Here is a 26,137-nt window from a genome sequence, read left to right as displayed (position 1 = left end):
GGTTAAGATCTTTCGTCTCAACCGAGGCGCGCATTCTACAGCAACCTCATTTGCTGTCAAGTGATTATTTTCAGAAGTTTTCGAAGAATTCTTCAACAACTTCAACCACTTGCGCTTCCGATCTCTCGTCAGCGGGAGGCGAATTCTACAGCGTTACACGCTGCTGTCAACACCTCTTTTTCAACTTCCTTCTGGCTTCGATGAACTGAAGCAACCTGCCGCCGAAACCTACATAACTCATTGAATCTCAAGGAGTTTTCCGTTTCGACTGCGCCGGAAGTGGGGCGAATTATAGACATCTGAAATTCGCCGTCAACCGTTATTTTCGCTTTTCTTTCAATCACTTGCAGATTGGTTAAAAAGCGACCAAAAACCCCCAGATATATAGAAAACACGATCCTTCTATATAGAAGGGATCGTCAGAGCACGCCAGCCGCCTTCAACTCAGCCACCGCCCCTGCCCCCAAGCCCAACACACTCTGTAGAACCTCCAGCGTATGCTCACCCAATAAAGGAGGCGCACGGCGATATTCAACCGGGGTCTGCGACAGACGAATCGGGCTAGCGACTTGAGGCACCATCCCCGCCAATGCATGCGGCAGCGCTATGGCCAAGCCACGCGCCTTAACCTGTGGATCTTCAAACACCTGCGACAGATCATTGATCGGCCCACACGGCACGCCTGCACGCTCCAGTTCGGCAACCCACTCGGCTGTAGTCTTGAAGACAGTCGCCTGACGAATCAAAGGAATCAACACCGCCCGATTAGCCACGCGCAGCTTATTGGTCGCGAACCGCGGATCATCAGCCCACTGTGGCTGCCCCGCCACTTCGGCAAACTTGCGGAACTGCCCGTCATTACCCACGGTAAGAATGAAATCACCGTCAGCCGTAGGAAAATCCTGATAGGGAACGATGTTCGGATGAGCATTTCCCAAACGCTTAGGTGCATTGCCCGTGGTCAGATAATTCATCGCCTGGTTAGCCAGACAAGCCACCTGAACATCCAGCAGAGCCATATCGATATGCTGACCACCACCATCATGATCACGGTGTGCCAGCGCCGCCAGTATCGCGACAGTCGAATAGAGCCCCGTCAAGATGTCTGTCAACGCCACGCCAACCTTCACCGGCCCCGCACCTTCGTCTCCCTCGGGACGACCGGTCAGACTCATCAGCCCGCCCAGCCCCTGGATCATGAAGTCATAGCCGGCACGCTTGGCATACGGCCCGGTCTGACCGAAGCCAGTAATCGAGCAATAGATCAGATTCGGGTTGAGCGCCTTCAGCGACGCATAGTCCAGCCCATACGCCGCAAGGCCACCGACCTTGAAGTTTTCGATAAGGATGTCCGACTTGACCGCCAGATCGCGCACCAGCTTCTGCCCCTCGGGACGCGTGAAGTCGATGGTCACCGATTGCTTGTTGCGGTTGGCTGACAGGTAATAAGCGGCCTCTGACGTGTTCTCGCCATGAGCGTCTTTAAGAAACGGCGGCCCCCAGGCGCGCGTGTCGTCACCATTACCCGGGCGCTCAACCTTGATCACCTCCGCACCAAGGTCAGCGAGGATCTGCCCGGCCCACGGCCCGGCCAACACACGCGATAAATCCAGTACCCGCAGATGCGACAGCGCGCCCATGGTCGCTCTCCTATTAATAGAACGCCTGCAGGCCGGTTTGTGCACGCCCCAGGATCAGCGCGTGAACGTCGTGAGTCCCTTCATAAGTATTCACCACCTCGAGGTTGACCAAGTGACGGGCTACGCCGAACTCATCGGAGATACCGTTACCACCGAGCATGTCACGAGCCATGCGGGCGATATCCAGCGACTTGCCACAGGAGTTGCGCTTCATGATCGAAGTGATCTCGACCGCAGCGGTGCCTTCATCCTTCATACGACCCAGACGCAGGCAGCCTTGCAGGGCCAGAGTGATCTCGGTCTGCATGTCGGCCAGCTTCTTCTGGACCAGCTGAGTAGCGGCCAATGGGCGACCGAACTGCTGACGATCAAGGGTGTACTGACGGGCGGTATGCCAGCAGAATTCGGCGGCGCCCAATGCACCCCAGGAGATGCCATAACGCGCAGAGTTGAGACAGGTGAACGGGCCTTTCAGGCCGCGCACGTCAGGGAAAATGTTCTCTTCCGGCACGAACACGTTGTCCATGACGATCTCACCAGTGATCGATGCACGCAGACCGACCTTGCCGTGAATCGCCGGAGCGCTCAGGCCTTTCCAGCCTTTCTCCAGCACGAAGCCACGGATGTCGCCGGCATCGTCCTTGGCCCAGACTACGAACACATCGGCGATCGGGCTGTTGGTGATCCACATCTTCGCGCCGGTCAGGCTGTAGCCGCCGTCAACTTTGCGCGCACGGGTAATCATCGCGCCCGGATCGGAACCGTGGTTCGGCTCGGTCAGGCCGAAGCAGCCGATCCATTCACCGGACGCCAGTTTCGGCAGGTATTTCTGTTTCTGTGCTTCGGTACCGAACTCATTGATCGGCACCATGACCAGCGACGACTGCACGCTCATCATCGAGCGGTAGCCGGAATCGACACGCTCCACTTCGCGAGCAATCAGGCCATAGCTGACATAGTTGAGGCCGCTGCCACCGTACTGCTCGGGAATGGTCGCGCCCAACAGGCCAACTTCGCCCATTTCGCGGAAGATCGCCGGGTCAGTCTTCTCATGACGGAAAGCTTCAAGGACACGCGGGGCGAGGCTCTGTTGAGCGAACTGCTCGGCGGTGTCGCGGATCATGCGCTCTTCTTCGGTGAGCTGTTGATCCAGCAGCAGGGGATCGATCCAATTGAAGCTAGCTTTACCGCCCATGAGTGTGTCCTCGCAAATCGGGTGAATTAACGTGGCATTGATCCTAGGCGCGGTTCGCTGTCGCGGCAAACGAGGATTTCGCATTCTGTTGTGCTAATTTCTCACTCCGAAACGTCGCGAAATGCCTTTTATGCGGCGCATTAGTGAGGTTGACGTACATGCGCAGAAAGATCCCCAGCACCACGGCCCTGATCAGCTTCGAGGCCGCCGCGCGCCACGAGAGCTTTACCCGGGCCGCCGAAGAGCTTTCCCTCACCCAAGGCGCCATTTGCCGGCAGATCGCCAGCCTTGAGGAGTTCCTTAGTGTGGAACTGTTCCGACGCTCGCGACGCGGGGTGAAGTTGACCGAGGCGGGGCTTTCATACAGCCGCCGAGTCGCGACGCAACTCGATGCGGTTGAGCGCGACACTCTCTCAGTGATGGGCCAGCAAGGCACCAATGTGATCGAACTCGCGGTGGTGCCGACCTTCGGCACGCAGTGGCTACTGCCGCGCCTCAAGGATTTTCAGCTCAAGCACCCTGAAGTCACCGTCAACCTGACCAACCGCACCCGCCCGTTCCTGTTCGCGGATACGGAATTCGATGCAGCGATCTACTTCGGCGATGCCGATTGGTCTGGTACCGAATCCCACAGGCTGATGGGTGAAAATCCGATGCCGGTATGCAGCCCTACCCTACTCGGCAACAAGACGCATCTGACAGCCGAAGCCATCGCCGAACTGCCACTGCTGCAGCAGACCACCCGGCCCTACGCCTGGCGCCAGTGGTTCAACTCGCAACACCTGAATATCCCCCGCGACATGACAGGTCCGCGCTACGAGCTATTCTCCATGCTTGCCCAAGCGGCCATGCACGACATGGGTATCGCGCTGATTCCACCGTTCCTGATTCAGCGTGAGTTAGCCGAGAAGCGCCTGGTGATTGCCAACCCGCAGGCACTCTCGAGCATCAAGGCCTATTACCTGATGATTCCCGAACGAAAAGTCGAATCAGCGTCATTAAAGGCATTTCGTGACTGGCTGGTAACTCAAGCCCAGAGCTACAGCCTAGAAGGATAAAGGCTTACAGCGATAACTAACCTCGTAGTCAGGAAAATAAAAGCCCTACAGATATAAGTATTTGTCGCAATTTGACCGACTGTATCCGAAAGTCGTACAGACGTCCCACAAGCGCCTGACCACGTGGCTTTGAGCCTTCATCAACGACGCATTACTGGCTATTCACGCCACCGATGAGAAATTTTTCGATATTCGGCCAGAATCCTTACAAGGCACGGCCTGCAAGGGATTCAGCCGCCCATCTGCGACATTCGGTCACGGGATGACTTGTAGTTAATTTTCCGTCACCCGTCATAATCCCTTGAAGGGCATAAAGTTCGCCTGCAAAATGCCGCGCCCCGCCCTGATTTGGTGGGATCGTGCTGATCGGCCGCCCCAGTCGCACCATCCGTAGTGCATGGGTTTACTCAATAAGATCACGCAGGAGATTTGACGTGCACATTGGTGTTCCTCTCGAAACCCAGACCGGTGAAACACGGGTTGCTGCAACCCCGGAAACCATTAAAAAGCTGATCAGCCAAGGTCATAAGGTCACTGTGCAAACCGGCGCCGGCGTTAAAGCCAGCGTTGTCGACAGTGCCTATGAAGCGGCAGGCGCAACCATTGGCAGCGCCAATGACGCGTTTGCCGCCGAGCTGATTCTCAAAGTGGTCGCCCCGAGCGATGCCGAACTGACGCTGATCAAGCGCGGTACGGTGCTGGTGGGCATGCTCAACCCGTTCAACAACGAAACCATCGCGAAGATGGCCGAGTGCGGCATTACCGCGTTCGCCCTTGAAGCGGCGCCGCGCACCTCGCGCGCGCAGAGTCTCGATGTGTTGTCGTCGCAGGCGAACATTGCCGGCTATAAGGCTGTGTTGCTGGCCGCGCACTACTATCCGCGCTTCATGCCAATGTTGATGACCGCTGCGGGCACCGTGAAAGCGGCGCGCGTGCTGATTCTCGGCGCCGGTGTGGCCGGGTTGCAGGCGATTGCCACGGCGAAACGTCTGGGTGCGGTGATCGAAGCGTCTGACGTGCGTCCGGCGGTGAAAGAGCAGATCGAATCCCTCGGCGCGAAGTTCGTCGACGTGCCTTACGAGACCGATGAAGAGCGTGAATGCGCCGTCGGTGTCGGCGGTTACGCGCGACCAATGCCGGCGAGCTGGATGCAGCGTCAGGCCCAGGCCGTGCACGAGCGCGCCAAGCAGGCTGACATCGTCATCACCACCGCGCTGATTCCGGGCCGCAAGGCACCGACGCTGTTGAGCGCGGAGACCGTGGCGCAGATGAAACCAGGCTCGGTGGTCATCGACCTCGCAGCGGCTCAGGGTGGCAACTGCCCGCTGACCGTGGCCGATCAGGTCGTGGTCGAGAATGGCGTGACCATTTGCGGCCCGACCAACCTGGCCGGTGAAGTCGCTGCAGACGCTTCGGCGCTGTACGCGCGCAACCTGCTGGACTTCCTCAAGTTGGTCTTCACCAAAGAAGGCCAGTTCGACGTCAACCTCGAAGACGACATCGTCGCCGCGTGCCTGATGTGCCGCGACGGCCAAGTCATCCGCAAAAACGCCTAAGCAGGGATTCAGACGATGGAAGAGCTTATCTCCCCCGGTATCTACAACCTGATCATCTTCGTGCTGGCGATTTATGTCGGTTACCACGTGGTCTGGAACGTTACGCCTGCGCTGCACACGCCATTGATGGCGGTGACCAACGCCATCTCGGCAATCGTGATCGTCGGCGCCATGCTGGCGGCTGCGCTGACCGTCACACCGCTGGGCAAAACCATGGGCACCCTCGCCGTGGCGCTGGCCGCGGTCAATGTGTTCGGTGGCTTCCTGGTCACCCGCCGCATGCTTGAGATGTTCAAGAAGAAAGCCCCGAAAGTAAAAGAAGAGGCGCCGAAGTAATGAGCATGAATCTCGTCACGACGCTCTACCTGATCGCGTCGATCTGCTTTATCCAGGCCCTCAAAGGCCTGTCGCACCCGACCACCTCGCGGCGCGGCAACCTGTTCGGCATGCTCGGCATGGCATTAGCCATCCTGACTACCGTCGGCCTCATTTATAAGCTCGGCGCTGAGCTGGCCACTGCCGGCATCGGTTATGTGATCGTCGGCCTGCTGATCGGCGGCACTGCCGGTTCGATCATGGCCAAGCGCGTTGAAATGACCAAAATGCCGGAGCTGGTCGCCTTCATGCACAGCATGATCGGCCTCGCGGCTGTGTTCATTGCAATTGCCGCCGTGGTTGAGCCGCAATCGCTGGGGATCGTTAAACAGCTGGGCGATTCGATTCCGACGGGCAACCGTCTGGAGCTGTTCCTCGGTGCGGCAATCGGTGCGATTACCTTCTCCGGTTCGGTCATCGCGTTCGGCAAGCTGTCGGGCAAGTACAAGTTCCGTCTGTTCCAGGGCGCACCGGTACAGTTCGCCGGTCAGCATAAGCTGAACGCCGTGCTGGGGCTGGCAACGCTGGCTCTCGGCCTGACCTTCATGTTCACCGGCAACCTCACCGCGTTCGCGCTGATGCTGGCGTTGGCGTTCGTGATGGGTGTGCTGATCATCATCCCGATTGGCGGCGCCGACATGCCGGTCGTGGTGTCGATGCTCAACAGCTACTCGGGCTGGGCGGCGGCGGGAATTGGCTTCTCGCTGAACAACTCGATGCTGATCATTGCCGGTTCGCTGGTGGGTTCGAGCGGCGCGATCCTCTCGTACATCATGTGCAAGGCGATGAACCGTTCCTTCTTTAATGTACTGCTCGGTGGTTTCGGCAATACGGCCGATGCTGGCCCGGCCGGCGCGAAAGAAGCACGCCCGGTGAAATCCGGTTCGGCTGATGACGCGACCTTCCTGCTGACCAACGCCGACACCGTGATCATCGTGCCAGGCTATGGTCTGGCGGTAGCCCGTGCACAACATGCACTGAAGGAGCTGACCGAAAAGCTGACCCACCGTGGTGTGACCGTGAAGTACGCGATCCACCCGGTTGCCGGGCGGATGCCGGGGCACATGAACGTTCTGCTCGCCGAGGCCGAAGTACCTTACGACCAGGTGTTCGAGATGGAAGACATCAACTCCGAGTTCGGCCAGGCCGACGTGGTGCTGGTGCTCGGCGCGAACGACGTGGTCAACCCGGCCGCGAAGAACGATCCGAAATCGCCGATTGCCGGCATGCCGATTCTCGAAGCGTTCAAGGCCAAGACCATCATCGTCAACAAGCGCTCGATGGCCAGCGGCTACGCGGGTCTGGACAACGAACTGTTCTATCTGGACAAAACCATGATGGTCTTCGGCGACGCGAAGAAGGTCATCGAAGACATGGTCAAAGCGGTCGAGTAATCCGCCGTTGCAGCACCGAACGCCCCGACCTGTCGGGGCGTTTTTGTTTGCGCAAAACGTCGGACAATTTGCCGCGTTGTTGCAGATCCAGTAACGGTGTTTTACTTGAAACCCGCTAAATAGACGCCTCGTTTGCGACCTTGGTAGCGGGACAGGCGCCCGTCAAATTCACTAGACTGCGCATCCTGCTACTCGTTGCCCGAGATAATTATCCATGTACCGTGACCGTATTCGCCTGCCTTCGTTGTTGGATAAAGTGATGAGCGCTGCCGACGCCGCCGCTCTGATTGAAGACGGCATGACCGTCGGCATGAGCGGTTTCACCCGCGCCGGCGAAGCCAAGGCCGTTCCCCACGCATTGGCCGAGCGGGCCAAGGTCACGCCGCTGAAGATCAGCCTGATGACCGGCGCCAGCCTCGGCAACGACCTCGACAAGCAATTGACCGAAGCCGGCGTACTGTCGCGGCGCATGCCGTTCCAGGTCGACAGCACCCTGCGCAAGGCGATCAACGCCGGCGAGGTGATGTTCATCGACCAGCACCTGTCGGAAACCGTCGAGCAACTGCGCAACCAACAACTGAAGCTGCCGGACATCGCGGTCATCGAAGCCGTGGCCATCACCGAGCAAGGTCACATCGTGCCGACCACCTCGGTGGGTAACTCGGCAAGCTTCGCGATTTTCGCCAAACAGGTGATTGTCGAGATCAACCTGGCGCACAACGCCAACCTCGAAGGCCTGCATGACATCTATATCCCGACTTACCGCCCGACCCGCACACCGATCCCGCTGGTAAAAGTCGACGACCGCATCGGCAGCACGGCGATTCCGATCCCGCCGGAGAAGATCGTCGCCATCGTCATCACGCAGCAGGCGGATTCGCCGTCCACCGTGTCGTCGCCAGATGTCGACACCAATGCCATCGCCGATCACCTGATCACCTTCTTCAAGCAGGAGGTCGACGCCGGGCGCATGACCAATAAGCTCGGCCCGTTGCAGGCCGGGATCGGCAACATTGCCAACGCAGTGATGTGCGGTCTGATCGATTCGCCGTTCGAAGACCTGACCATGTACTCCGAAGTGCTGCAGGATTCGACCTTCGACCTGATCGACGCCGGCAAGCTGAGTTTTGCTTCGGGCAGCTCGATCACGTTGTCGGAGCGCCGCAACAGCGACGTGTTCGGCAACCTGGAGAAGTACAAGGACAAATTGGTGCTGCGGCCGCAGGAGATCTCCAACCACCCGGAAGTGGTGCGCCGGCTGGGCATCATCGGGATCAACACGGCGCTGGAGTTCGACATCTACGGCAACGTTAATTCCACGCACGTCTGCGGCACGCGGATGATGAATGGCATCGGCGGTTCCGGCGACTTCGCGCGTAATGCGCATCTGGCAGTGTTCGTGACCAAGTCGATCGCCAAGGGTGGCGCGATTTCCAGCGTGGTGCCAATGGTCAGCCACGTTGACCACACCGAGCACGACGTTGACATTCTGGTGACCGAGGTGGGTCTGGCCGACTTGCGTGGCTTGGCACCACGCGAACGCGCACGGGTAATCATCGACAACTGTGTGCACCCGGACTTCCGTGAGGCGTTGAATGACTACTTCACGGCGGCTTGTGCAATCGGTGGCCACACCCCGCACATCCTGCGGGAAGCCTTGAGCTGGCACATTAATCTGGAAGAAACCGGGCGCATGCTCGCTGTCTGATTCACACAGATAAACCGCTGACGCAAACACAGTTTGCGTCAGCGAACTTTCGAAAGCCTCCAGCCCGACAAAAACTGTACTGCTGTACCGGTCATTTCCTACAGCGTTTGCCTACCTTTTCAGCTAAATCGTATGAAAACGCACCACTTTAGTGCCGACAGGTACAGTTTGCTCAATTTTGACCCGTACACCCCCTATAAACAGTTAACTGGTCACTCACAATACAGTTGAACTGTATCTAGAGAGACTTGGCAAACGAGAGGATCATGGGCACCAGTCAAACCACTACCTGATCCCGCCACAAGCGGAAGGATGTCAACCATGGAACGTACACTCAGTTCCGAACTGTTCTTCGAAGACAAAGCTGTAAACACCCAGGCTTCCCTGCCTCTGCGCGTTATCGCCAACCTGATGTTGTGGCAGCGCCGCATCTCCAGCCGCCATCAACTGGCTCGTCTGGATTCGCGTCTGCTGGCTGACGCCGGTATCAGCGAAGCACAACGCTACGAAGAGCTGAGCAAGCCGTTCTGGCGCTAAGTAGCGTCGCTGGCTCTGGTCGTTAGACCCACCGCCAGCAACCCGAATTGAACAAGCAAAACCCGTCGTGGGAAACCACGACGGGTTTTGTCGTTTTGGGGGTAGAAAGTCCCGGTACACCTGCTGATACATCCAACAGGTACAGTTTTATTTATACAGCATCTGAACCAGTACAATTTCACTCGAGTGTAACTGCACCTTTGTCTGTCACAGGCTCAACATGACCTTTCGCCTTCACTGTGAAAGGAATACGCCATGAAAGACTTACAGGATGTTTCAGAAACGCCGAGCCGGCCGGTTGCTCGCCCCAACGCTTTGCGGCGCTTGTTTCGCGGCCTGTGGGAGTCCCTGGAGCGCGCGAGAACGCGGCGCCTGCTGTTTCAACTCGACAGTCGAGGTCTAGCCGATCTAGGCCTCAGCCACGCCGATCGCCTGAATGAATTGGATAAACCGTTCTGGCGCTAGCATTCTGCCCACTGTCCGAACCTGATCAGCAGGCCTAATATCCACGCAGAACGTGGCGAATGCAGTGTCACTGGCGTCTGACTCCTCAGATACCGAGCCACCTCTCAATACGGTTTATCCACAGGAGTTACCCCATGTCCCGTCTTCGTCTGCTCAGCGCTGCCGCCCTGCTGGCCGTGGCTGCCAACGCCAGCGCCACCAGCTTCATCGTCACCACCGACGCCGTTGTCGGTGCACTGAAGTCTTCATCCGACGCGACTTCCGACGTCACCTCGTCCTTCCGTGACGACAAGATCGTGCTTGCCGCCCGTGACGACGCTGCCAGCTTCGTGGCCAGCGAAGGCGAAATCCGTGGGGTGAAACTGGAAAGCGCGCTGGATCACATCCGTCATCAGGCGCCACAACTGCAAGCCACTGACGCACAACTGGCTCAAGCAATTCTGACGATCTAAGCGACAGACACGATTCGGGACACGCCGGGCGTGTCCCGATGTTTCGGCGCTGGCTCTGGCCCGGGCATTGCGCTAGCCTTTGGGCTCGCCAACAGTTACCGAGTCCAATGCGCTTTCTTCCAAATCTGCTGATCCCTTCCTTATTGTTCACCGCCTGCTGGGCGACGTCCGTCGATGCCTTTGATGCTTTCAATGCGTCGACGCAAGGCACTGTCGTCAGCGGTTACGCCACCAGCATGGTGTCTTCCGCACCTTTCGACCGTAAACTACTGCTCGCCGCCCACGATGATGCGGCCGCATTTGTTGCCAGTGACGGTGAATGGCGAGGCGCTCGTCTGGAATCCGCGCTGCATTACTTGCGCAAAACCCGGCCGAAACTTCATGTCAGCGACCTTGAACTGGCAGAAGCAATTCTCGTCCAATAGTTATCCTGTACCCCCAGTTATCCTTGCCCTTCCGGAGTCGTTCCATGCGTAGCCCGCTGATTGCTGCCGCCCTTGGCCTGTTTTTGTTGGCCGACGTGGCCCAGGCGCACACCCTGGTAGCCACCAGTAACATCATCGTTCGTGCCTCCCAGCGCACGATCGATTTCACCTCCGACACCACTACGTCGATTCGCGATTCGAAAATCATCCGCGAAGCCCACGACGACGCTGCCAGTTTCGTCGCCACCAACGGTGATATCCGTGGCGCGCATCTGGAAGCTGCGCTCAATACCCTGCGCACTCGTGTGCCGGAAGCGCGCGACGCCAGTGATCAGGTTCTCGCCGAAGCCATCCTCGCACTGTGAAGTCACTCGGCACCTGGCTGCTGGCCGGGGCGTTGTTGCTGCTTGGCAACAGCGCTCACGCGGGCCTGCAATTGCGGCTCAAGACCGACGGTCTGAGCCCCGCCCAACAACAGGCCAGCCAGGCGCTGATCGATGAGGCGATGGAAAAGCTGCCGCCGAGTTTTATCGAGCGGCTGGATCGGCGCATCGATGTCGGCTGGACCGATGACATGCCCGGCAATGCCTATGGTCAGGCCACGCTGGTGGCCGAGCTTGATCTGAATCGAAAACTGCTCGCGGGCCTCACCGATGGCAGCGCGGCCAAAGAAAAAACCAATCGCCCCCACGGCACTGTGCGCCAGGAACTGCTCGCCACGGTGCTGCATGAAATCACCCACATTTACGACCGTGCGCGCTTGTGGCCGGACGCCGAACGCACGCTGATCCAGCGCTGCACCCGCCGCTTCAACAGCGCCGGGCTGATCGGCATCCCTGACGAATGCCGTGGCCAGAACGGTCGGCGCTTCACCCTCAGCGATGACCCGCGCCTGCTCGACCTCGCCGGTTGGCAGCAATACGTCGGTCGTCGCGGTGAACGTGAACAGCACAACCGCCAGATCGCCCGCAGCCCGGACCTGTACGAAATCTCCAGTCCCAAGGAGTTCGTAGCAGTCAACATGGAGTATTTCCTCCTCGACCCGAGCTACGCCTGCCGCCGCCCGGCGCTGTATCGCTATTACCAGGAGCACTTCGGCTGGGCGCCGCCGGCCAAGGACACATGCAGCAAGACCTTCTCCTTCCTCAATGCCGGCAACGACTTCGCCAAGCAGCCCTTGGGGCAGGTCGATCCCGAGCGGGTCTACGCCGTCGACTATCTGCTGGCCGAGGCCAATCAGAACTGGGTCAGCCGCTGGGGCCACAGCATGTTGCGTCTTGTAATCTGCGCACCCGGCCGCCCGCGCGGGCCGGATTGCCGACTCGACCTGGATCAGCATCTGGTGTTGTCCTACCGCGCCTTTGTCGGTGATGTGCAGCTGTCGAGCTGGGACGGACTGGTCGGCAAATACCCGTCGCGTCTGTTCGTGCTGCCGCTTGCGCAGGTCATCGACGAATACACCAAGACCGAACTGCGCAGCCTCGCCTCGGTGCCGCTGAACCTGTCCCGCGACGAGATCGAAGGCGTGGTCGAACACGCCGCCGAAATGCACTGGAGCTATGACGGCAACTACTTCTTCCTCTCCAACAACTGTGCGGTGGAAGGCTTGAAGCTGTTGCGCAGCGGCAGCAACAACACACAGTTCGTAGGCCTGGACAGCATCATGCCCAACGGCTTGCTGGAAGTGATGAAGGGCCGTGGCCTGGCGGATACCAGTGTGCTGGATGACCCAAAGGAAGCGTTGCGTCTGGGCTATCGCTTCGACTCGTTCCGCGATCGCTATCAGGCGATGTTCGATGTGCTGAAGAAGCAATTGCCGATCAAGCAGAACACCGTTGAAGAATGGCTATCGCTCACAGCCGAGGAACGCCGCGAGTGGTTCGAGCGCGCGGATTTGCGTACCAGCGCCGCGTTGCTGCTGCTGGAACAAGCCAGTTATCGGCGCCAGTTGCTGCTGGCTCAGGACGAGGTCAAGCAGCGTTACCTCGGTGCGCGCGAGCTGGAAAACGGCGGCATGGACAAGGCCAATGCGACCTTGCAGGAAATCCTCGCCAATAGCGGCTTCCTCAGCCGTCCGGCGGAATTGCTCGACGCCAAGGGTTACGGATTGCCGCAGCCGACCGAGTTCACTCGACTGGAAGCGGAGAGCAGTCAGCGGCAGAAGAAGCTGCTCGCACTGTCCGGCGATCTGGACGCCGAAGTGCGCAAGTTGCTGGAGCCCAAGCGGGCTGCAGAAATTGCGGCCAGTGAGGAGAATGTGAAGCAGATTGGCGCGCATCTGCGCAAACTGCACAAAGCCTCAGGCGGGCTGGAACTGCCTTAAAGTAAAAGATCGCAGCCTGCGGCAGCTCCTACAATCCCCTGTAGACGCTGCCGCAGGCTGCGATCTTTTGACTGATTAACGATTAATACAAAACCCCATCAAGAATTTCATAAATTATCCCGGTGCCCACCGCGATCAGCACGATATCGCCTCCCGCCCGGCGCCACTCGTAGCCCGGATACACCGGCAATCGACCTAGCGCCCGATTATCCAGACGCTCGCCGTAATAGCCGTGCGGCAACGGCCGGCCACGCTCCAGATGAATTCCCGGAGGCGGCGGCGCACCGCGTACGAAATAGCCATGATTGTCACGAATGGTCTGGCGCACCGGGCCAAAGTCGCGCGGTGGCGGACCGCCACGGTGATCGTTCTGCGGGCCACGATGATCGTCGCGATGGTCATTACCATGGTTGTTGTACTGGCCCTGCTGCGGGCCACCATGGTCGTGATCATCGCGCGGATCGGCGCTGGCCAGCAGCGGTGTCGCACTGATCATCAGTACGCCCAGTCCGGCCATCAGACGTTTCGGCATTTTCATCGGGTCTTTCCTCACAGCACAAACAGCAAAAAGGGACTCAGAACGTGGTTCTGAATCCCTCGGTCTTGCTGGATTAGTCTGTGCCGCGAAGCGCTAATTCCTCTGTATCAGGAACTTTACCTTCAGCTGACGCGGGCCTTACGCACGCCTTCGGACAGCGCCGAGCACAAGCTCAACACACCGTCGATGGCTTGTGCCGGCGTCGTCGCATTGGCGATGTGATCGATCAATGCCGAACCGACCACAACACCGTCGGCCAGACGCGCGATGGCTGCAGCCTGCTCCGGCGTACGGATACCGAAACCGATGCTGATCGGCAGATCGGTGTGACGACGCAGACGGGCAACCGCCTCTTCGACGTGCTCCAGGGTTGCAGCACCGGCACCGGTCACACCGGCGACCGACACGTAGTACACAAACCCGGAGCTGCCGTTGAGCACCTTCGGCAGACGCGCATCGTCGGTGGTTGGCGTGGTCAGGCGAATGAAGTCCAGACCTGCAGCCTGTGCCGGGTCACACAGCTCGGCGTTATGCTCAGGCGGCATGTCGACGACGATCAGACCGTCGACGCCGGCCTCTTTGGCTTCAGCGATGAAGCGCTCGACGCCGAACTTGTGGATCGGGTTGAAGTAACCCATCAGCACCAGCGGCGTATCGCTGTTGACTTCACGGAACTCGCGAACCATTTGCAGGGTTTTCACCAGATTCTGCTTGGCGCCCAAGGCACGGATGTTCGCCAGTTGAATTGCCGGGCCATCAGCCATCGGGTCGGTGAACGGCATGCCCAGCTCGATCACGTCGGCGCCAGCACCCGGCAAGCCTTTAAGGATCGCCAGCGAAGTGTCGTAATCCGGGTCACCGGCGGTGACGAAGGTCACCAGCGCAGCACGGTTCTCTTCTTTGAGTTCGGCAAAACGGGTTTGCAGGCGGCTCATCAGTGTTTCTCCTGCTTCGACTGTTCCATGTGGTGCATCACGGTTTGCATGTCTTTGTCGCCACGGCCCGACAGGTTGACCACCATCAGGTGATCCTTCGGCAGCTTCGGTGCGCGTTTGAACACTTCAGCCAGGGCGTGTGCGCTTTCCAGGGCAGGAATGATCCCTTCCAGGCGGCAGCATTTGTGGAACGCATCCAGCGCTTCGTCGTCAGTCACCGAGGTGTATTGAACGCGGCCGATGTCATGCAACCACGCGTGTTCCGGGCCAATGCCTGGATAATCGAGGCCAGCGGAAATCGAGTGGGCGTCGATGATCTGGCCATCGTCGTCCTGCAGCAGGAAAGTACGGTTACCGTGCAACACACCCGGAACGCCACCATTCAGGCTCGCTGCGTGCTTGCCGGTTTCGATGCCGAAACCCGCCGCTTCAACGCCGATGATTTCAACGCTTGTGTCGTCGAGGAACGGGTGGAACAGGCCCATGGCATTGGAACCGCCACCGATGCACGCCACCAGACTGTCCGGCAGACGCCCTTCCTGTGCCTGCAACTGATCGCGGGTTTCCTTGCCGATAACGGCCTGGAAGTCGCGAACCATGGCTGGATAAGGATGCGGGCCGGCCACGGTGCCGATCAGGTAAAAGGTGCTGTCGACGTTGGTCACCCAGTCACGCAGGGCTTCGTTCATCGCATCTTTCAGGGTGCCGGTGCCGGCCACAACCGGAATCACCTCTGCACCCAGCAGCTTCATGCGGAACACGTTGGCCTGCTGGCGTTCGATGTCAGTGGTGCCCATGTAGATCACGCAATCCAGACCGAAACGTGCGGCCACGGTGGCGGTAGCCACGCCGTGCATGCCGGCGCCGGTCTCGGCGATGATGCGTTTTTTGCCCATGCGCCGTGCCAGCAGGATCTGGCCGATGCAGTTGTTGATTTTGTGCGCGCCGGTGTGGTTCAGCTCTTCGCGCTTGAGGTAGATCTTCGCGCCGGCGCAGAACTCGGTCAGGCGTTCAGCAAAATACAGTGGGCTCGGACGCCCGACGTAGTCACGCTGGAAGTAGGCCAGTTCTTCTTTGAACGCCGGATCTTCCTTGGCCGCTTCGTATTCGCGGGCCAGATCGAGAATCAACGGCATCAGGGTTTCCGCCACGTAGCGGCCACCGAACGAGCCGAACAGGCCATTATCGTCCGGGCCGTTGCGCAGATCAGAGGTGTTCGAAGTCTGGGTCATGAGTCGCTCCAGGTGAATTCGGGTCAAAAGACAATGACGTCCACTCTACCCCTGACGCTCCAGGCTGAAAACCGATAAGATCGCCACAACCTGTCAGAAAAACTCACAGATACCATGAGCCACGACCTTCCCCCGCTGAACGCTTTGCGCGCATTCGAAGCGACCGCCCGACTGAACAGCGTCAGTCAGGCCGCCGAGCAGCTCCACGTCACCCATGGTGCAGTCAGCCGGCAGCTCAAGGTGCTCGAAGAGCACCTGGGCGTCAGTCTGTTCGTCAAGGATGGGCGCGGCTTGAAACTCACAGATGCCGGTGTGCGTTTACGCGATGCCAGCGCAGAGGCGTTTGATCGGTTGCGCAGCGTTTGCGCAGAACTCACGCAAAGTACCGCCGACGCCCCGTTTGTACTCGGCTGCTCCGGGAGCTTGCTGGCGCGCTGGTTCATTCCGCGTTTGGGCCGATTGAATGCCGATCTGCCGGACTTGCGTCTGCATCTGTCGGCCGGAGAAGGCGATCTTGATCCTCGGCGGCCGGGTCTGGATGCGCTGCTGCTGTTTGCCGAGCCGCCATGGCCAGCGGACATGCAGGTTTACGAGCTGGCCGCTGAACGCATCGGCCCGGTCATGAGCCCACTGTTTAGCGGTTATCACCGTCTGGCAACCGCGCCAGCCTCGGCGCTGCTCAATGAACCGCTGCTGCACACCACTTCACGCCCGCAAGCCTGGCCGAGTTGGGCACAGCAGTACGCACTCGACGCAAAAGCGTTGAAGCTGGGGCAAGGTTTCGAGCATTTGTATTACTTGCTGGAAGCAGCAGTGGCGGGCCTTGGCGTGGCCATCGCGCCGGAACCGCTGGTGATCGAAGACTTGAAGGCTGGTCGCCTGGTTGCGCCATGGGGCTTCTGTGAAACCCCGGCGCAACTGGCATTGTGGCTACCCAAGCGCGCCGCAGACGGGCGCGCCCGGCAACTGGCGCAATGGCTCAAGAACGAGCTGCGCCAGAGCGATCACTCGCCGCGCTTGATCAGCAAGTAAGCGGCAAGCAAGCCAATCGCACCGACTGCGACACCGGCCGTCGTCCACGGATGTTCCTGCGCGTAGTCGCGGGTGGCGATCCCGGTTTCGCGGGTTTTCACTTTGACTTCTTCATAGGCATCGCTGAGCAGGTGACGCGAATGTTTCAGCGCACTTTCTGCATTGCTTTTCAGCGCCTTGAGGGTCTTGCGCGACTCGTCCGAAGCGTCGTCCTTCAAGCTTTCCAACGATTTGAGCAGACTCTCGATCTCGGCTTCCATGCTTTGCAACGAGGCTTTACGTAAAGAGGTGTTGGCCATGGTGGCTCTCCTGCATTGGTGATGAGTGGCGTGTGTTGGTTGGGACTTCGCCGGTTCGAGAAAGTGCAGAAAATCTGAACTTCGCTCGCGCACAGCCACCGAAATCAACAGTGCAGATTCACTGCTAGTCTCAATTCCACACGCCAAGGAGATCGCCATGAGTGACCATCACACGTACAAGAAAGTCGAGCTGGTCGGTTCGTCTACTACCAGCATCGAAGACGCCATCAACAACGCAATTGCTGAAGCAAACAAGACCATTCGCAATCTGGAATGGTTTGAAGTGACCGAAACCCGTGGCCATATCAAGGACGGCAAGGCAGCGCACTTTCAGGTGACACTGAAAGTGGGCTTCAAGATTGCCAGCAGCTGAGTTTGGTCTAGTCTTCTGAACTTGCGCGCTGGCCGAGTGCCATAGGAATGGCAAAGCGCTACAGGGTGGCTGCATCAGGTGAACGACCTGATGCCCGCCTCTTTTAATCCGACCAGGGAGTGCGACCGATGAAGAAGTTGATGTTGGCAGTAGGTTTGTTGAGCCTTGCGGGTGGTGCGTTTGCTGCCGGCAAGCCTTGTGAAGAGCTGAAAAGCGAGATTGCGGCGAAGCTGGATGCCAAGGGCGTTTCCGGGTATTCGCTGGAGATTGTCGACAAGGGCGCTAATGGCGGCAAAGTCGTTGGCACCTGCGAAGCTGGCTCCAAGGAAATCGTCTACAAGCGCGGTTGATCGCGCCTGAAATGCAAAAGCCGACGTGAAGGCGTCGGCTTTTTTGTGTCCGGGATTTGGATATTCAGTGGATTTGAAATCGCCCCCATCATCCCAACCCTCCCGAAACGTCGGACCGCCCCCAAGGGGTAGAGGGGGAAAGGGGGCAGATCGGGGGCTATTCAAAACTTGAGTTCGACTTGATATTTCAGGTCGGCGTACCTCGAACATTCAACCCGGTCAGTCCCCTCTCCCTCCGGGAGAGGGTTAGGGTGAGGGGTTTTTCAGCCCTTCATAACCTGCGCCAGCAACTCGTACGAATGCACCCGATCAGCATGCTCATACAAATCACAGGTAAAGATCAGCTCATCCGCCTGGGTCTGCTCGACCAGCACCTCCAGCTTGGCGCGAATCTTCTGCGGGCTGCCGACCATCGCCAGACCGAGGAAATCGCCCACCGCCTCACGTTCGTGAGGCAGCCACAAGCCGTCCATGGTTTTCACCGGCGGACGCTGCACCAGACTCTGCCCACGCATCAACGCGAGAATGCGCTGGTACACCGACGTCGCCAGGTAATCGGCTTGCTCATCGGTATCAGCCGCCACCAAAGGCACCCCGAGCATCACATACGGCTTGTCGAGCACCGCCGACGGCTTGAAGTGATTGCGATAAACGCGAATCGCCTCGTGCATGAACCGCGGCGCGAAATGCGAGGCAAAGGCGTACGGCAAACCGCGCTCGCCGGCCAATTGCGCACTGAACAGACTGGAACCGAGCAACCAGATCGGCACATTGGTGCCAGTCCCCGGCATCGCGATGACGCGTTGATCCGGAGTGCGCGGGCCGAGGAAGCGCACCAGTTCGGCGACATCTTCGGGGAAGTCATCGGCGCTGCCGGAGCGTTCGCGGCGCAAGGCGCGGGCGGTCATCTGGTCAGAACCGGGGGCACGGCCCAAACCGAGGTCGATCCGGCCCGGATACAGGCTTTCCAGTGTGCCGAACTGCTCGGCGATGACCAGCGGCGCATGGTTGGGCAGCATCACCCCGCCGGAGCCGACGCGAATGGACGAGGTCCCGCCCGCCAGATAACCGAGTAACACCGAGGTGGCGGAGCTGGCAATGCCATCCATGTTGTGGTGTTCAGCCACCCAGAACCGCGTGTAGCCGAGCTTCTCGACATGCTGCGCCAAGTCCAGCGAGTTGCGCAGCGATTGTGCCGGGCTGCCGTTCTCGCGCACTGGCACCAGATCGAGGGTAGAAAATTTTACGTCGGACAGTTGTTTCATAAACCTGCGTCTCCGAGTGAGGAGGCAGGTTTTTCTTGCGAACGAAAACCTGCCGAATCCATAAGCGTGTTTTGTGCAATGAGGGCATATACCCGAGTTTCAATAGCAGCGATGAAATTTCCTACTAAAAAAGTCAACGATTCAGCCGGGCTGAACTTTGTTCCGGCGTCTATCCTCAGAAGCCTTGCAAGTAAAACCACGACGGCGCGGCGTTTCCGCGCCTGATCTTGAGGAGGCAGACATGGCTATCGTGAAGAAAGCATCCGCACATTGGGCAGGCGATCTGAAAACCGGCATCGGCTCGATCTCGACCGAAACCGGTGTCCTCAGAGAGGCGCCCTATGGCTTCAAGGCCCGCTTCGAAGGCGGCAAGGGCACCAACCCGGAAGAATTGATCGGCGCGGCCCATGCAGGCTGTTTTTCCATGGCGTTTTCGATGATTCTCGGCGATGCGGGCCTGACGGCGGAAAGCATTGATACCAATGCTGAAGTCACGCTTGATCAGGTGGACGGCGGCTTTGCCATCACCGCGGTGAAGCTGATCCTCAAGGCGAAAATCCCGGGGGCGACCCAGGCGCAGTTCGAAGAACTGAGCAACAAGGCCAAGGAAGGATGCCCGGTATCGAAAGTGCTGAATGCGAAGATTACGCTTGAGGCTTCGCTGGTCAGTTGATTCAACGCTGACTGCGTCTGACGCTATCGCGAGCAGGCTCACTCCTACATTTGATCTCCAGCGGACACAGCAATTGTGAACAGCCGAGACCCCCTGTAGGAGTGAGCCTGCTCGCGATAGCAATCTGAAAATCACTGCAGATCTGAAACCGTAAACACAAGTTGTGAGCGAAGTCAGAACCCTCGCTGTAAAAGTATGGTCGAATCAATGACAGCAGCTTCAGCGCACACCCGTGCGCGCTGCCTCAGGGAGCTTCACTCATGAAACGTATTGGCTTGGCGATCCTCTGCAGTGCACTGGCCACTTCTGTCATTGCGGCACCCAAAGACTGCGAAGAACTGAAAAAAGAAATCGAAGTGAAGATTCAGGCCAAAGCCGTGCCGTCCTACACACTGGAAATCGTCAGCAAGGAAGAGGCCGCAAAACATGACATCGCCATGGTGGTCGGTTCATGTGAGAACGGCACCAAAGCGATCATCTATCAGAAGAACGACAGCTGAGTCGCCTCAGATAATGCAGTCGTAGTCGTAATCCTCGGCGACGATTTCGCGCTTGGCGTTGTACAGTCGGGCACTCGGGGTGAACGCCAGCGAGCGCCCCTCCAGCACATAACGCTGCCCGGCCTCGAAATGGTCATAGCGGATGTACAGATAACACAGCCGCTCTACCGGGCCGTTCATCAAACTGCCGCCACCGCCAAACACTTCGAAATCGAACCGCACGCGCAATTCGTGACTGCCGGGGGTGACCTGAAAGTAGCGCCCGTCATTCAGTCGCTGTTTGTCGAGGCGCTCGGCCATCAGCACTTTGCCGCCGGGTGTCGGTGTAGAAAAATCGACCCAGGCCATGTGCGGATCGACCGGGGGCAGCGGTGTCTGACAACCGGCCACAAGACTGGCAACGAGCAACAACAGCAACTGGCGCATGACGAATATCCACGGATCTGAATACTCAGCATAGCGCCGATCAGGTGCGCTGACAGCCCGCTGGCGTGCCTTGGCCTACCACCTTGCGCTGCTCGTCATAGAGTTTGGCCCACGGCCTGAACCCGATACTGCCAGCCTGTAACTGGTATCGCTGGCCGGCATTGAAATCCTTGAATTTCACGCTCAACTGGCAATCGCGCCACAGCGGTTCAGCGTCGGGACCGATGTTGGTCGCCGCCACCGGGAATTGATAACGCACTTTCAACTCATGGCTGCCGGGCTGCACTTCAAAATAGCGTTTGTCGGCGGTCGCCTGCGTATCAACCTGCAGCGCTTGCAGCGCCGTGTCCTGTTGCCGGGCATCGAGATCGATCCAGGCTTGCGAAGGGTCAGGATCGGGCATTCCAAATCCGGCACAACCGGCCAGCGTCAGCAGGCCTCCTGACAGCATCAACATGCGCATAGCGGTGCTCCTTTAGGCGGGATAGTCTTGCGGGCAGACTCTCCGGGGGATTTCTTATTTTGAGCAGGCCGTTTCCAAGCCTTGGGTTACTTGATCGTGTTTTTCGGGTTTTGTTTCCGGGTGTGATGCTTTTGTTGCTCAACGGTTGTTCCAGCGTCAGCTATTACAGCCAGTTGGCCAGCGGCCAGTTGCAATTGCTGCGGGCGCGCGAGCCTGTGGAAAAGGTGATCAACGACCCGAGCCGCGACGCGACACTGCGAAACCATCTGGCTAAATCGCAGAAGGCCCGCGCCTTCGCCAGCGAGCATCTGCATTTGCCGGATAACCAGAGCTATCGTCTTTACGCCGACATCCATCGCCCGTACGTGGTGTGGAATGTGTTCGCCACCCAGGAGTTCTCCCTGACGCCGCAAAACCATTGCTTCCCGATTGCCGGGTGTGTGGCCTATCGCGGCTACTACAGCCAGGGCGCGGCGCGCGGTGAGGCGGCCATCCAGCGATTGCAGGGCATGGATGTATCGATTGGCGGCGTCGAGGCCTATTCGACGCTCGGCTGGTTCAATGACCCGATCATCAACACGATGATGGGCTGGGGTGATGAGCGCCTGGCCACGCTGATCTTTCATGAGCTGGCGCATCAACGCTTCTATGTGAAGGACGACACCGAGTTTAACGAGTCCTTCGCCACGTTTGTCGAGCAGGAAGGCACGCGGCAGTGGCGGGCGTTTCGCGGGTTGCCGGCGGACACTGACTCACGGCTGCAGCAGCGCGATCAGTTCATCGCATTGGTGCTACGTACCCGCGCACGGCTGGAGAAGCTTTACACCCAGCCATTGGCGGTTGAGCACATGCGCGAACGCAAAGCAGCAGAATTCGAACAATTTCGCCGGGATTATCGGGTGATGCGCGATAGCCAATGGGCCGGCGACAAGCGTTATGACGCTTGGGTGAATGCGCCGTTGAACAACGCGCGGTTGCTGCCGTTTGGGCTGTATGACCAGTGGGTACCGGCGATTGCGGCGTTGTTCAAGCAGGTCGGGGGGGATTGGGTGAGGTTTTATGCGGCGGTTGAGAGATTGGGTCGGTTGCCGGTGGCTGAGCGAAAGGCGGCACTGAAAGCGTTGGCAGATCCGCAAGTCTGAGGTGGCTGAAAGGGCGTCATCGCGAGCAGGCTCACTCCTACAGGGGAATGCATTCCAAATGTAGGAGTGAGCTTGCTCGCGATAGCAATTTGATCAGCGCCGCAGAAATGCCTGATGCAACGCGTCCAGCGTTTCAAAGTGATAAGCCGGCGCTTCCGCATTCAACTCTTCAAAACTGCCAAACCCATAACCGACCGCCGCCGCATCCAGACCATTGCTGCGCGCACCGATGAGGTCATGCTTACGGTCGCCGATCATCAGCGTATCCGCCGGATCCAGCCCTTCTTCCTTGATCAGATGTGCAATCAGCTCAACCTTGTTGGTCCGCGTGCCATCCAGCTCGCTACCGTAGATCACCTTGAAGTGTTTGGCGAAGTCGAAGTGCCGGGCAATCTCGCGGGCGAATATCCAGGGCTTGGACGTCGCGATATACAGCTGCCGCCCTTGCCCGCTGAGGGTTTCGAGCAACGGCGTGACGCCTTCGAACACATGATTCTCGTACAACCCCGTGACCTTGAAGCGCTCACGATAGAAATTCACTGCTTCCCAGGCTTTGGCCTCGTCGAAACCGTAAAACTGCATGAATGCCTGCAACAACGGCGGGCCGATGAAGTGTTCGAGTCTGGTCAGGTCAGGCTCATCGATGCCGAGCTTGGCCAGGGCAAATTGAATGGAGCGGGTGATGCCCTCACGCGGGTCGGTGAGGGTGCCATCGAGGTCAAACAATACGGTTTGGTAATGCATGGGAATTCCTGAGCAGTCGCGAATTCGATTCAGAGTGTGTCGTAGCCTTCGGCCAAATGCAGGTCCTTGAGCTTCACGTAGTTCGCCGCACTGTAGGTGAAGAAGGCCTTTTCCTTGTCGGTGAGCGCCCGCACCTGTTTCACCGGGCTGCCGACATAAAGGAAACCGCTTGGCAGACGCTTGCCCGGTGGCACCAGGCTACCGGCGCCGATGATCACATCGTCCTCGACCACTGCGCCGTCCATGACGATGCTGCCCATGCCAATCAATACACGGCTGCCGACGGTGCAGCCATGCAGCATGACTTTATGGGCGATGGTCACGTCGTCGCCGATCAGCAGCGGGAAGCCGTCCGGGTTGAACGGGCCGGCGTGGGTGATGTGCAGTACGCAGCCGTCCTGGACACTGGTGCGCGCACCGATGCGGATGCGGTGCATGTCGCCACGGATCACGGTCAGCGGCCAGACCGAGCTGTCTTCACCGATTTCGACGTCGCCGATAACCACCGCCGAGCCGTCGACAAACGCGCCTTTGCAAAGGCTTGGGGTGTGATTCTGGTACTTGCGAACGGACACGATAATTTCTCTCTCTGTCGCCGATAGCTGCGGTGAATGCCGATTGTAATTAAGATGGTTGCATGTTTCCCCAGCCAAGGTGCCAACCGTGAGCGTGAACAACCCTCTGCTGCAGTCCTACGACCTGCCACCGTTCTCCACGATCCGTGCCGAACACGTCCTGCCCGCTATCGAAACGATCCTGGCCGACAACCGCGCCGCCATTGCCGAAATCCTCAAGACCCAAGTGCAGAATCCAACCTGGGCCGGTCTGGTGTTGGCGATGGACGAACTCAATGACCGCCTCGGCGCTGCCTGGAGCCCGGTCAGCCACCTCAATGCCGTGTGCAACAGCGCCGAACTGCGCGAAGCCTACGAGTCGTGCCTGCCGGCCCTGAGCGCCTACTCCACCGAGATGGGCCAGAACCGCGAACTGTTCCAGGCTTATGAAGCACTGGCCAACAGCCCGGAAGCCGCCGGTTTCGATGTGGCGCAAAAGACTATTCTGGAACACGCCCTGCGTGACTTCCGCCTGTCGGGCATCGACTTGCCGGAAGCCGAACAGAAACGCTACGCCGAAGTGCAGAGCAAACTGTCCGAGCTGGGCAGCCGCTTCTCCAATCAACTGCTCGACGCCACGCAAGCGTGGACCAAGCACGTCACCAACGAAGCCGCCCTCGCCGGCCTTACCGACTCGGCCAAGGCGCAAATGGCTGCCGCCGCACAGGCCAAAGGCCTCGATGGCTGGCTGATCACCCTGGAATTCCCGAGCTATTACGCGGTGATGACCTACGCGCAAGACCGTGCGCTGCGTGAAGAAGTCTACGCCGCCTACTGCACCCGCGCGTCGGATCAAGGCCCGAACGCCGGCCAGAACGACAACGGCCCGGTGATGGAAGAGATCCTCGACCTGCGTCAGGAGCTGGCCAAACTGTTGGGCTTCGCCAGCTTCTCCGAGCTTAGCCTCGCGACCAAAATGGCTGAATCCAGCGATCAGGTACTGAGCTTCCTGCGTGATCTGGCCAAGCGCAGCAAGCCGTTTGCCGCACAGGACCTGCAACAGCTGCGCGCCTACGCCGCCGAACAGGGCTGCGCCGACCTGCAAAGCTGGGACAGCGGTTTCTACGGTGAGAAGCTGCGCGAACAACGCTACAGCGTTGCTCAGGAAACCCTGCGTGCGTACTTCCCGATCGATAAAGTGCTGGGCGGTCTGTTCGCCATCGTCCAGCGTCTGTATGGCATCGAAATCGCTGAGCAAAAAGGCTTCGACACTTGGCACCCGGATGTTCGCCTGTTCGAAATCAAGGAAAACGGCCAGCACGTCGGCCGCTTCTTCTTCGACCTCTATGCCCGCGCCAACAAACGTGGCGGTGCGTGGATGGACGGCGCCCGCGACCGTCGTCGTACCGTCGACGGCGTGCTGCAAAGCCCGGTGGCCAACCTGGTGTGCAACTTCACCCCGGCCGACAGCGGCAAGCCTGCGCTGCTGACCCACGATGAAGTGACCACGTTGTTCCACGAATTCGGCCATGGCCTGCATCACCTGCTGACCCGTGTTGATCACGCCGGTGTTTCCGGCATCAACGGTGTGGCATGGGATGCGGTCGAGCTGCCGAGCCAGTTCATGGAAAACTGGTGCTGGGAGCCGGAAGGCCTCGCGCTGATTTCCGGTCACTATGAAAGCGGCGAGCCGCTGCCACAGGACCTGCTGGAAAAAATGCTCGCGGCGAAGAATTTCCAGTCCGGCCTGATGATGGTCCGTCAGCTTGAGTTCTCGCTGTTCGACTTCGAACTGCACGCCACTCACGGCGACGGTCGCAGCGTACTGCAAGTGCTCGAAGGCGTGCGTGACGAGGTATCGGTGATGCGTCCGCCGGCCTACAACCGCTTCCCGAACAGCTTCGCGCACATCTTTGCCGGCGGTTACGCGGCGGGTTACTACAGCTACAAGTGGGCGGAAGTGCTGTCGGCCGATGCCTTCTCGAAGTTTGAAGAAGACGGCGTGCTTAACGCAGAAACCGGTCGTGCGTTCCGCGAAGCGATTCTGGCGCGCGGCGGTTCGCAGGCGCCGATGGTGCTGTTCGTCGACTTCCGTGGCCGTGAGCCGTCGATTGACGCACTGTTGCGCCACAGCGGCCTGAGTGAGGACGCGGCAGCATGAGCGAGGGGCCTGTGATTACCAAGAAGCGATTTATCGCCGGGGCGGTCTGCCCGGCGTGCAGCGAGCCGGACAAGTTGATGATGTGGAACGAGGACAGCGTGCCGCACCGCGAGTGTGTGGCCTGCGGTTACTCCGACACGCTGAACGAGCAAGGGCTGTCGGTACCGAAAGAACTGGGCACGCGTGTCAACACCAGCGCGCTCAAGCCACCGGCGGACAAAAAAGTCCAGGCCGTGCAGTTCTTCCCCAACCCGAAGCTTGCGAAAAAGCCTGACGAGCAGCACTGAGTGCTACCACCTTCCGCCGATCAACGGTGGAAGGT

At 59.1% G+C, this 26,137-nt stretch carries 30 protein-coding genes; 19 read left to right on the top strand and 11 right to left on the bottom strand.

Annotated elements, in window-relative coordinates; all coding sequences use genetic code 11:
- Window positions 1-419: 419 nt before the first annotated feature.
- Both P3G59_RS00650 and P3G59_RS00645 read right to left on the bottom strand, forming a co-directional pair.
- A complete protein-coding gene (locus P3G59_RS00650) occupies window positions 420-1,640 on the bottom strand; it encodes a CaiB/BaiF CoA-transferase family protein (RefSeq protein WP_277760052.1) in 1,221 nt (406 codons plus the stop codon).
- Between the two features lie 13 nt (window positions 1,641-1,653).
- A complete protein-coding gene (locus P3G59_RS00645) occupies window positions 1,654-2,835 on the bottom strand; it encodes an acyl-CoA dehydrogenase (RefSeq protein WP_039757058.1) in 1,182 nt (393 codons plus the stop codon).
- 158 nt (window positions 2,836-2,993) lie between these two features.
- Here P3G59_RS00645 and P3G59_RS00640 point away from each other — a divergent pair, with 158 nt between their 5' ends.
- The 11 genes from P3G59_RS00640 (at window position 2,994) to P3G59_RS00590 (ending at window position 13,128) form a co-directional block, all read left to right on the top strand.
- Window positions 2,994-3,893 (top strand): LysR family transcriptional regulator, encoded by a 900-nt coding sequence (locus P3G59_RS00640; RefSeq protein ID WP_277760051.1) that lies wholly within the window; start codon window positions 2,994-2,996, stop codon window positions 3,891-3,893.
- 434 nt (window positions 3,894-4,327) lie between these two features.
- Window positions 4,328-5,449, top strand: a complete 1,122-nt coding sequence (locus tag P3G59_RS00635) for a Re/Si-specific NAD(P)(+) transhydrogenase subunit alpha (protein ID WP_277760050.1) — start codon at window positions 4,328-4,330, stop codon at window positions 5,447-5,449.
- Window positions 5,450-5,464: 15 nt separating this feature from the next.
- Complete coding sequence (locus tag P3G59_RS00630) at window positions 5,465-5,785, top strand: NAD(P) transhydrogenase subunit alpha (protein ID WP_003187417.1); 321 nt, start codon at window positions 5,465-5,467, stop codon at window positions 5,783-5,785.
- Window positions 5,785-7,218, top strand: coding sequence for an NAD(P)(+) transhydrogenase (Re/Si-specific) subunit beta (locus tag P3G59_RS00625; protein WP_166222251.1), 1,434 nt, complete (start codon window positions 5,785-5,787; stop codon window positions 7,216-7,218). The genes P3G59_RS00630 and P3G59_RS00625 overlap by 1 nt, the downstream gene beginning before the upstream one ends.
- Window positions 7,219-7,432: 214 nt before the next feature.
- Window positions 7,433-8,926 carry an acetyl-CoA hydrolase/transferase family protein gene (locus P3G59_RS00620; RefSeq protein WP_277760049.1) on the top strand — a complete coding sequence of 498 codons (1,494 nt, stop codon included), beginning with the start codon at window positions 7,433-7,435 and terminating at the stop codon, window positions 8,924-8,926.
- Window positions 8,927-9,247: 321 nt separating this feature from the next.
- Window positions 9,248-9,463: a DUF1127 domain-containing protein gene (locus P3G59_RS00615; RefSeq protein ID WP_007911656.1), complete on the top strand. Its 216-nt coding sequence runs from the start codon at window positions 9,248-9,250 to the stop codon at window positions 9,461-9,463.
- Between the two features lie 255 nt (window positions 9,464-9,718).
- Entirely contained in the window at window positions 9,719-9,928 is a 210-nt protein-coding gene (locus P3G59_RS00610) for a DUF1127 domain-containing protein (protein ID WP_277760048.1), read from the top strand.
- A gap of 134 nt (window positions 9,929-10,062) precedes the next feature.
- On the top strand, window positions 10,063-10,380 hold the full coding sequence (locus P3G59_RS00605) for a DUF2388 domain-containing protein (RefSeq protein ID WP_007911658.1): 318 nt from the start codon (window positions 10,063-10,065) through the stop codon (window positions 10,378-10,380).
- A 107-nt stretch (window positions 10,381-10,487) separates the two neighbouring features.
- Window positions 10,488-10,805, top strand: coding sequence for a DUF2388 domain-containing protein (locus P3G59_RS00600; protein ID WP_007911660.1), 318 nt, complete (start codon window positions 10,488-10,490; stop codon window positions 10,803-10,805).
- A 44-nt stretch (window positions 10,806-10,849) separates the two neighbouring features.
- The gene (locus tag P3G59_RS00595; RefSeq protein WP_007911662.1) at window positions 10,850-11,170 is read left to right on the top strand and encodes a DUF2388 domain-containing protein; all 321 of its coding nucleotides are present in this window, start codon (window positions 10,850-10,852) and stop codon (window positions 11,168-11,170) included.
- Window positions 11,167-13,128: a DUF4105 domain-containing protein gene (locus P3G59_RS00590; protein ID WP_277760047.1), complete on the top strand. Its 1,962-nt coding sequence runs from the start codon at window positions 11,167-11,169 to the stop codon at window positions 13,126-13,128. The genes P3G59_RS00595 and P3G59_RS00590 overlap by 4 nt, the downstream gene beginning before the upstream one ends.
- 82 nt (window positions 13,129-13,210) lie before the next feature.
- On the opposite strand, the gene P3G59_RS00585 is transcribed toward P3G59_RS00590, so the two are convergent.
- The 3 genes from P3G59_RS00585 to trpB form a co-directional block, all read right to left on the bottom strand.
- The gene (locus P3G59_RS00585) at window positions 13,211-13,666 is read right to left on the bottom strand and encodes an anti-virulence regulator CigR family protein (RefSeq protein ID WP_277760046.1); all 456 of its coding nucleotides are present in this window, start codon (window positions 13,664-13,666) and stop codon (window positions 13,211-13,213) included.
- A gap of 122 nt (window positions 13,667-13,788) precedes the next feature.
- Window positions 13,789-14,601 (bottom strand): tryptophan synthase subunit alpha, encoded by an 813-nt coding sequence (gene trpA / locus P3G59_RS00580; RefSeq protein WP_277760045.1) that lies wholly within the window; start codon window positions 14,599-14,601, stop codon window positions 13,789-13,791.
- Window positions 14,601-15,833: a tryptophan synthase subunit beta gene (trpB, locus tag P3G59_RS00575; RefSeq protein WP_277760044.1), complete on the bottom strand. Its 1,233-nt coding sequence runs from the start codon at window positions 15,831-15,833 to the stop codon at window positions 14,601-14,603. Before trpB ends, trpA begins: the two co-directional genes overlap by 1 nt.
- Window positions 15,834-15,947: 114 nt before the next feature.
- On the opposite strand from trpB, the gene P3G59_RS00570 reads away from it, so the two are divergent.
- The gene (locus P3G59_RS00570; protein WP_277760043.1) at window positions 15,948-16,865 is read left to right on the top strand and encodes a LysR family transcriptional regulator; all 918 of its coding nucleotides are present in this window, start codon (window positions 15,948-15,950) and stop codon (window positions 16,863-16,865) included.
- On the opposite strand, the gene P3G59_RS00565 is transcribed toward P3G59_RS00570, so the two are convergent.
- Window positions 16,838-17,164 carry a DUF883 family protein gene (locus P3G59_RS00565; protein ID WP_277760042.1) on the bottom strand — a complete coding sequence of 109 codons (327 nt, stop codon included), beginning with the start codon at window positions 17,162-17,164 and terminating at the stop codon, window positions 16,838-16,840. The genes P3G59_RS00570 and P3G59_RS00565 overlap by 28 nt on opposite strands.
- 157 nt (window positions 17,165-17,321) lie before the next feature.
- Between P3G59_RS00565 and P3G59_RS00560 the strand changes: the two genes are divergently transcribed.
- Both P3G59_RS00560 and P3G59_RS00555 read left to right on the top strand, forming a co-directional pair.
- A complete protein-coding gene (locus P3G59_RS00560) occupies window positions 17,322-17,537 on the top strand; it encodes a dodecin (RefSeq protein WP_008081151.1) in 216 nt (71 codons plus the stop codon).
- 128 nt (window positions 17,538-17,665) lie between these two features.
- Window positions 17,666-17,887: a DUF1161 domain-containing protein gene (locus tag P3G59_RS00555; protein WP_277760041.1), complete on the top strand. Its 222-nt coding sequence runs from the start codon at window positions 17,666-17,668 to the stop codon at window positions 17,885-17,887.
- A gap of 263 nt (window positions 17,888-18,150) precedes the next feature.
- On the opposite strand, the gene P3G59_RS00550 is transcribed toward P3G59_RS00555, so the two are convergent.
- Complete coding sequence (locus P3G59_RS00550) at window positions 18,151-19,152, bottom strand: LLM class flavin-dependent oxidoreductase (RefSeq protein WP_277760040.1); 1,002 nt, start codon at window positions 19,150-19,152, stop codon at window positions 18,151-18,153.
- A 241-nt stretch (window positions 19,153-19,393) separates the two neighbouring features.
- On the opposite strand from P3G59_RS00550, the gene P3G59_RS00545 reads away from it, so the two are divergent.
- Window positions 19,394-19,825: an OsmC family protein gene (locus P3G59_RS00545; protein WP_123536992.1), complete on the top strand. Its 432-nt coding sequence runs from the start codon at window positions 19,394-19,396 to the stop codon at window positions 19,823-19,825.
- A gap of 260 nt (window positions 19,826-20,085) precedes the next feature.
- Window positions 20,086-20,325, top strand: coding sequence for a DUF1161 domain-containing protein (locus P3G59_RS00540; protein ID WP_134178481.1), 240 nt, complete (start codon window positions 20,086-20,088; stop codon window positions 20,323-20,325).
- Window positions 20,326-20,331: 6 nt separating this feature from the next.
- On the opposite strand, the gene P3G59_RS00535 is transcribed toward P3G59_RS00540, so the two are convergent.
- Together P3G59_RS00535 and P3G59_RS00530 are read right to left on the bottom strand one after the other, a co-directional pair.
- Window positions 20,332-20,751, bottom strand: coding sequence for a hypothetical protein (locus P3G59_RS00535; protein WP_277760039.1), 420 nt, complete (start codon window positions 20,749-20,751; stop codon window positions 20,332-20,334).
- Window positions 20,752-20,791: 40 nt separating this feature from the next.
- The gene (locus P3G59_RS00530) at window positions 20,792-21,214 is read right to left on the bottom strand and encodes a hypothetical protein (protein ID WP_277760038.1); all 423 of its coding nucleotides are present in this window, start codon (window positions 21,212-21,214) and stop codon (window positions 20,792-20,794) included.
- A gap of 59 nt (window positions 21,215-21,273) precedes the next feature.
- On the opposite strand from P3G59_RS00530, the gene P3G59_RS00525 reads away from it, so the two are divergent.
- Window positions 21,274-22,356, top strand: a complete 1,083-nt coding sequence (locus tag P3G59_RS00525) for an aminopeptidase (protein WP_277760037.1) — start codon at window positions 21,274-21,276, stop codon at window positions 22,354-22,356.
- A gap of 93 nt (window positions 22,357-22,449) precedes the next feature.
- Here P3G59_RS00525 and P3G59_RS00520 read toward each other — a convergent pair whose 3' ends face one another.
- Together P3G59_RS00520 and P3G59_RS00515 are read right to left on the bottom strand one after the other, a co-directional pair.
- A complete protein-coding gene (locus P3G59_RS00520; protein ID WP_277760036.1) occupies window positions 22,450-23,100 on the bottom strand; it encodes an HAD family hydrolase in 651 nt (216 codons plus the stop codon).
- 29 nt (window positions 23,101-23,129) lie between these two features.
- Complete coding sequence (locus P3G59_RS00515; RefSeq protein WP_277760035.1) at window positions 23,130-23,675, bottom strand: gamma carbonic anhydrase family protein; 546 nt, start codon at window positions 23,673-23,675, stop codon at window positions 23,130-23,132.
- 88 nt (window positions 23,676-23,763) lie between these two features.
- On the opposite strand from P3G59_RS00515, the gene prlC reads away from it, so the two are divergent.
- Both prlC and P3G59_RS00505 read left to right on the top strand, forming a co-directional pair.
- Window positions 23,764-25,815: an oligopeptidase A gene (prlC, locus tag P3G59_RS00510; protein ID WP_277760034.1), complete on the top strand. Its 2,052-nt coding sequence runs from the start codon at window positions 23,764-23,766 to the stop codon at window positions 25,813-25,815.
- Window positions 25,812-26,102 carry a YheV family putative zinc ribbon protein gene (locus tag P3G59_RS00505; protein ID WP_277760033.1) on the top strand — a complete coding sequence of 97 codons (291 nt, stop codon included), beginning with the start codon at window positions 25,812-25,814 and terminating at the stop codon, window positions 26,100-26,102. Before prlC ends, P3G59_RS00505 begins: the two co-directional genes overlap by 4 nt.
- The last annotated feature ends 35 nt before the right edge of the window (window positions 26,103-26,137 follow it).

Source organism: Pseudomonas sp. A34-9, from assembly GCF_029543085.1.
Taxonomy (GTDB): domain Bacteria; phylum Pseudomonadota; class Gammaproteobacteria; order Pseudomonadales; family Pseudomonadaceae; genus Aquipseudomonas.
The sequence above is the reverse complement of the archived record's forward strand: the minus strand, read 5'-3'. Positions and strand labels throughout refer to the sequence as shown.

Bases quoted from the DNA above. Each gene is read 5' to 3' on its own strand.
- P3G59_RS00650 (WP_277760052.1), bottom strand. From the start codon at position 1,640: ATGGGCGCGCTGTCGCATCTGCGGGTACTGGATTTATCGCGTGTGTTG.
- P3G59_RS00645 (WP_039757058.1), bottom strand. From the start codon at position 2,835: ATGGGCGGTAAAGCTAGCTTCAATTGGATCGATCCCCTGCTGCTGGAT.
- P3G59_RS00640 (WP_277760051.1), top strand. From the start codon at position 2,994: ATGCGCAGAAAGATCCCCAGCACCACGGCCCTGATCAGCTTCGAGGCC.
- P3G59_RS00630 (WP_003187417.1), top strand. From the start codon at position 5,465: ATGGAAGAGCTTATCTCCCCCGGTATCTACAACCTGATCATCTTCGTG.
- P3G59_RS00625 (WP_166222251.1), top strand. From the start codon at position 5,785: ATGAGCATGAATCTCGTCACGACGCTCTACCTGATCGCGTCGATCTGC.
- P3G59_RS00620 (WP_277760049.1), top strand. From the start codon at position 7,433: ATGTACCGTGACCGTATTCGCCTGCCTTCGTTGTTGGATAAAGTGATG.
- P3G59_RS00615 (WP_007911656.1), top strand. From the start codon at position 9,248: ATGGAACGTACACTCAGTTCCGAACTGTTCTTCGAAGACAAAGCTGTA.
- P3G59_RS00610 (WP_277760048.1), top strand. From the start codon at position 9,719: ATGAAAGACTTACAGGATGTTTCAGAAACGCCGAGCCGGCCGGTTGCT.
- P3G59_RS00605 (WP_007911658.1), top strand. From the start codon at position 10,063: ATGTCCCGTCTTCGTCTGCTCAGCGCTGCCGCCCTGCTGGCCGTGGCT.
- P3G59_RS00600 (WP_007911660.1), top strand. From the start codon at position 10,488: ATGCGCTTTCTTCCAAATCTGCTGATCCCTTCCTTATTGTTCACCGCC.
- P3G59_RS00595 (WP_007911662.1), top strand. From the start codon at position 10,850: ATGCGTAGCCCGCTGATTGCTGCCGCCCTTGGCCTGTTTTTGTTGGCC.
- P3G59_RS00585 (WP_277760046.1), bottom strand. From the start codon at position 13,666: ATGAAAATGCCGAAACGTCTGATGGCCGGACTGGGCGTACTGATGATC.
- trpA (WP_277760045.1), bottom strand. From the start codon at position 14,601: ATGAGCCGCCTGCAAACCCGTTTTGCCGAACTCAAAGAAGAGAACCGT.
- trpB (WP_277760044.1), bottom strand. From the start codon at position 15,833: ATGACCCAGACTTCGAACACCTCTGATCTGCGCAACGGCCCGGACGAT.
- P3G59_RS00570 (WP_277760043.1), top strand. From the start codon at position 15,948: ATGAGCCACGACCTTCCCCCGCTGAACGCTTTGCGCGCATTCGAAGCG.
- P3G59_RS00565 (WP_277760042.1), bottom strand. From the start codon at position 17,164: ATGGCCAACACCTCTTTACGTAAAGCCTCGTTGCAAAGCATGGAAGCC.
- P3G59_RS00560 (WP_008081151.1), top strand. From the start codon at position 17,322: ATGAGTGACCATCACACGTACAAGAAAGTCGAGCTGGTCGGTTCGTCT.
- P3G59_RS00555 (WP_277760041.1), top strand. From the start codon at position 17,666: ATGAAGAAGTTGATGTTGGCAGTAGGTTTGTTGAGCCTTGCGGGTGGT.
- P3G59_RS00550 (WP_277760040.1), bottom strand. From the start codon at position 19,152: ATGAAACAACTGTCCGACGTAAAATTTTCTACCCTCGATCTGGTGCCA.
- P3G59_RS00545 (WP_123536992.1), top strand. From the start codon at position 19,394: ATGGCTATCGTGAAGAAAGCATCCGCACATTGGGCAGGCGATCTGAAA.
- P3G59_RS00540 (WP_134178481.1), top strand. From the start codon at position 20,086: ATGAAACGTATTGGCTTGGCGATCCTCTGCAGTGCACTGGCCACTTCT.
- P3G59_RS00535 (WP_277760039.1), bottom strand. From the start codon at position 20,751: ATGCGCCAGTTGCTGTTGTTGCTCGTTGCCAGTCTTGTGGCCGGTTGT.
- P3G59_RS00530 (WP_277760038.1), bottom strand. From the start codon at position 21,214: ATGCGCATGTTGATGCTGTCAGGAGGCCTGCTGACGCTGGCCGGTTGT.
- P3G59_RS00520 (WP_277760036.1), bottom strand. From the start codon at position 23,100: ATGCATTACCAAACCGTATTGTTTGACCTCGATGGCACCCTCACCGAC.
- P3G59_RS00505 (WP_277760033.1), top strand. From the start codon at position 25,812: ATGAGCGAGGGGCCTGTGATTACCAAGAAGCGATTTATCGCCGGGGCG.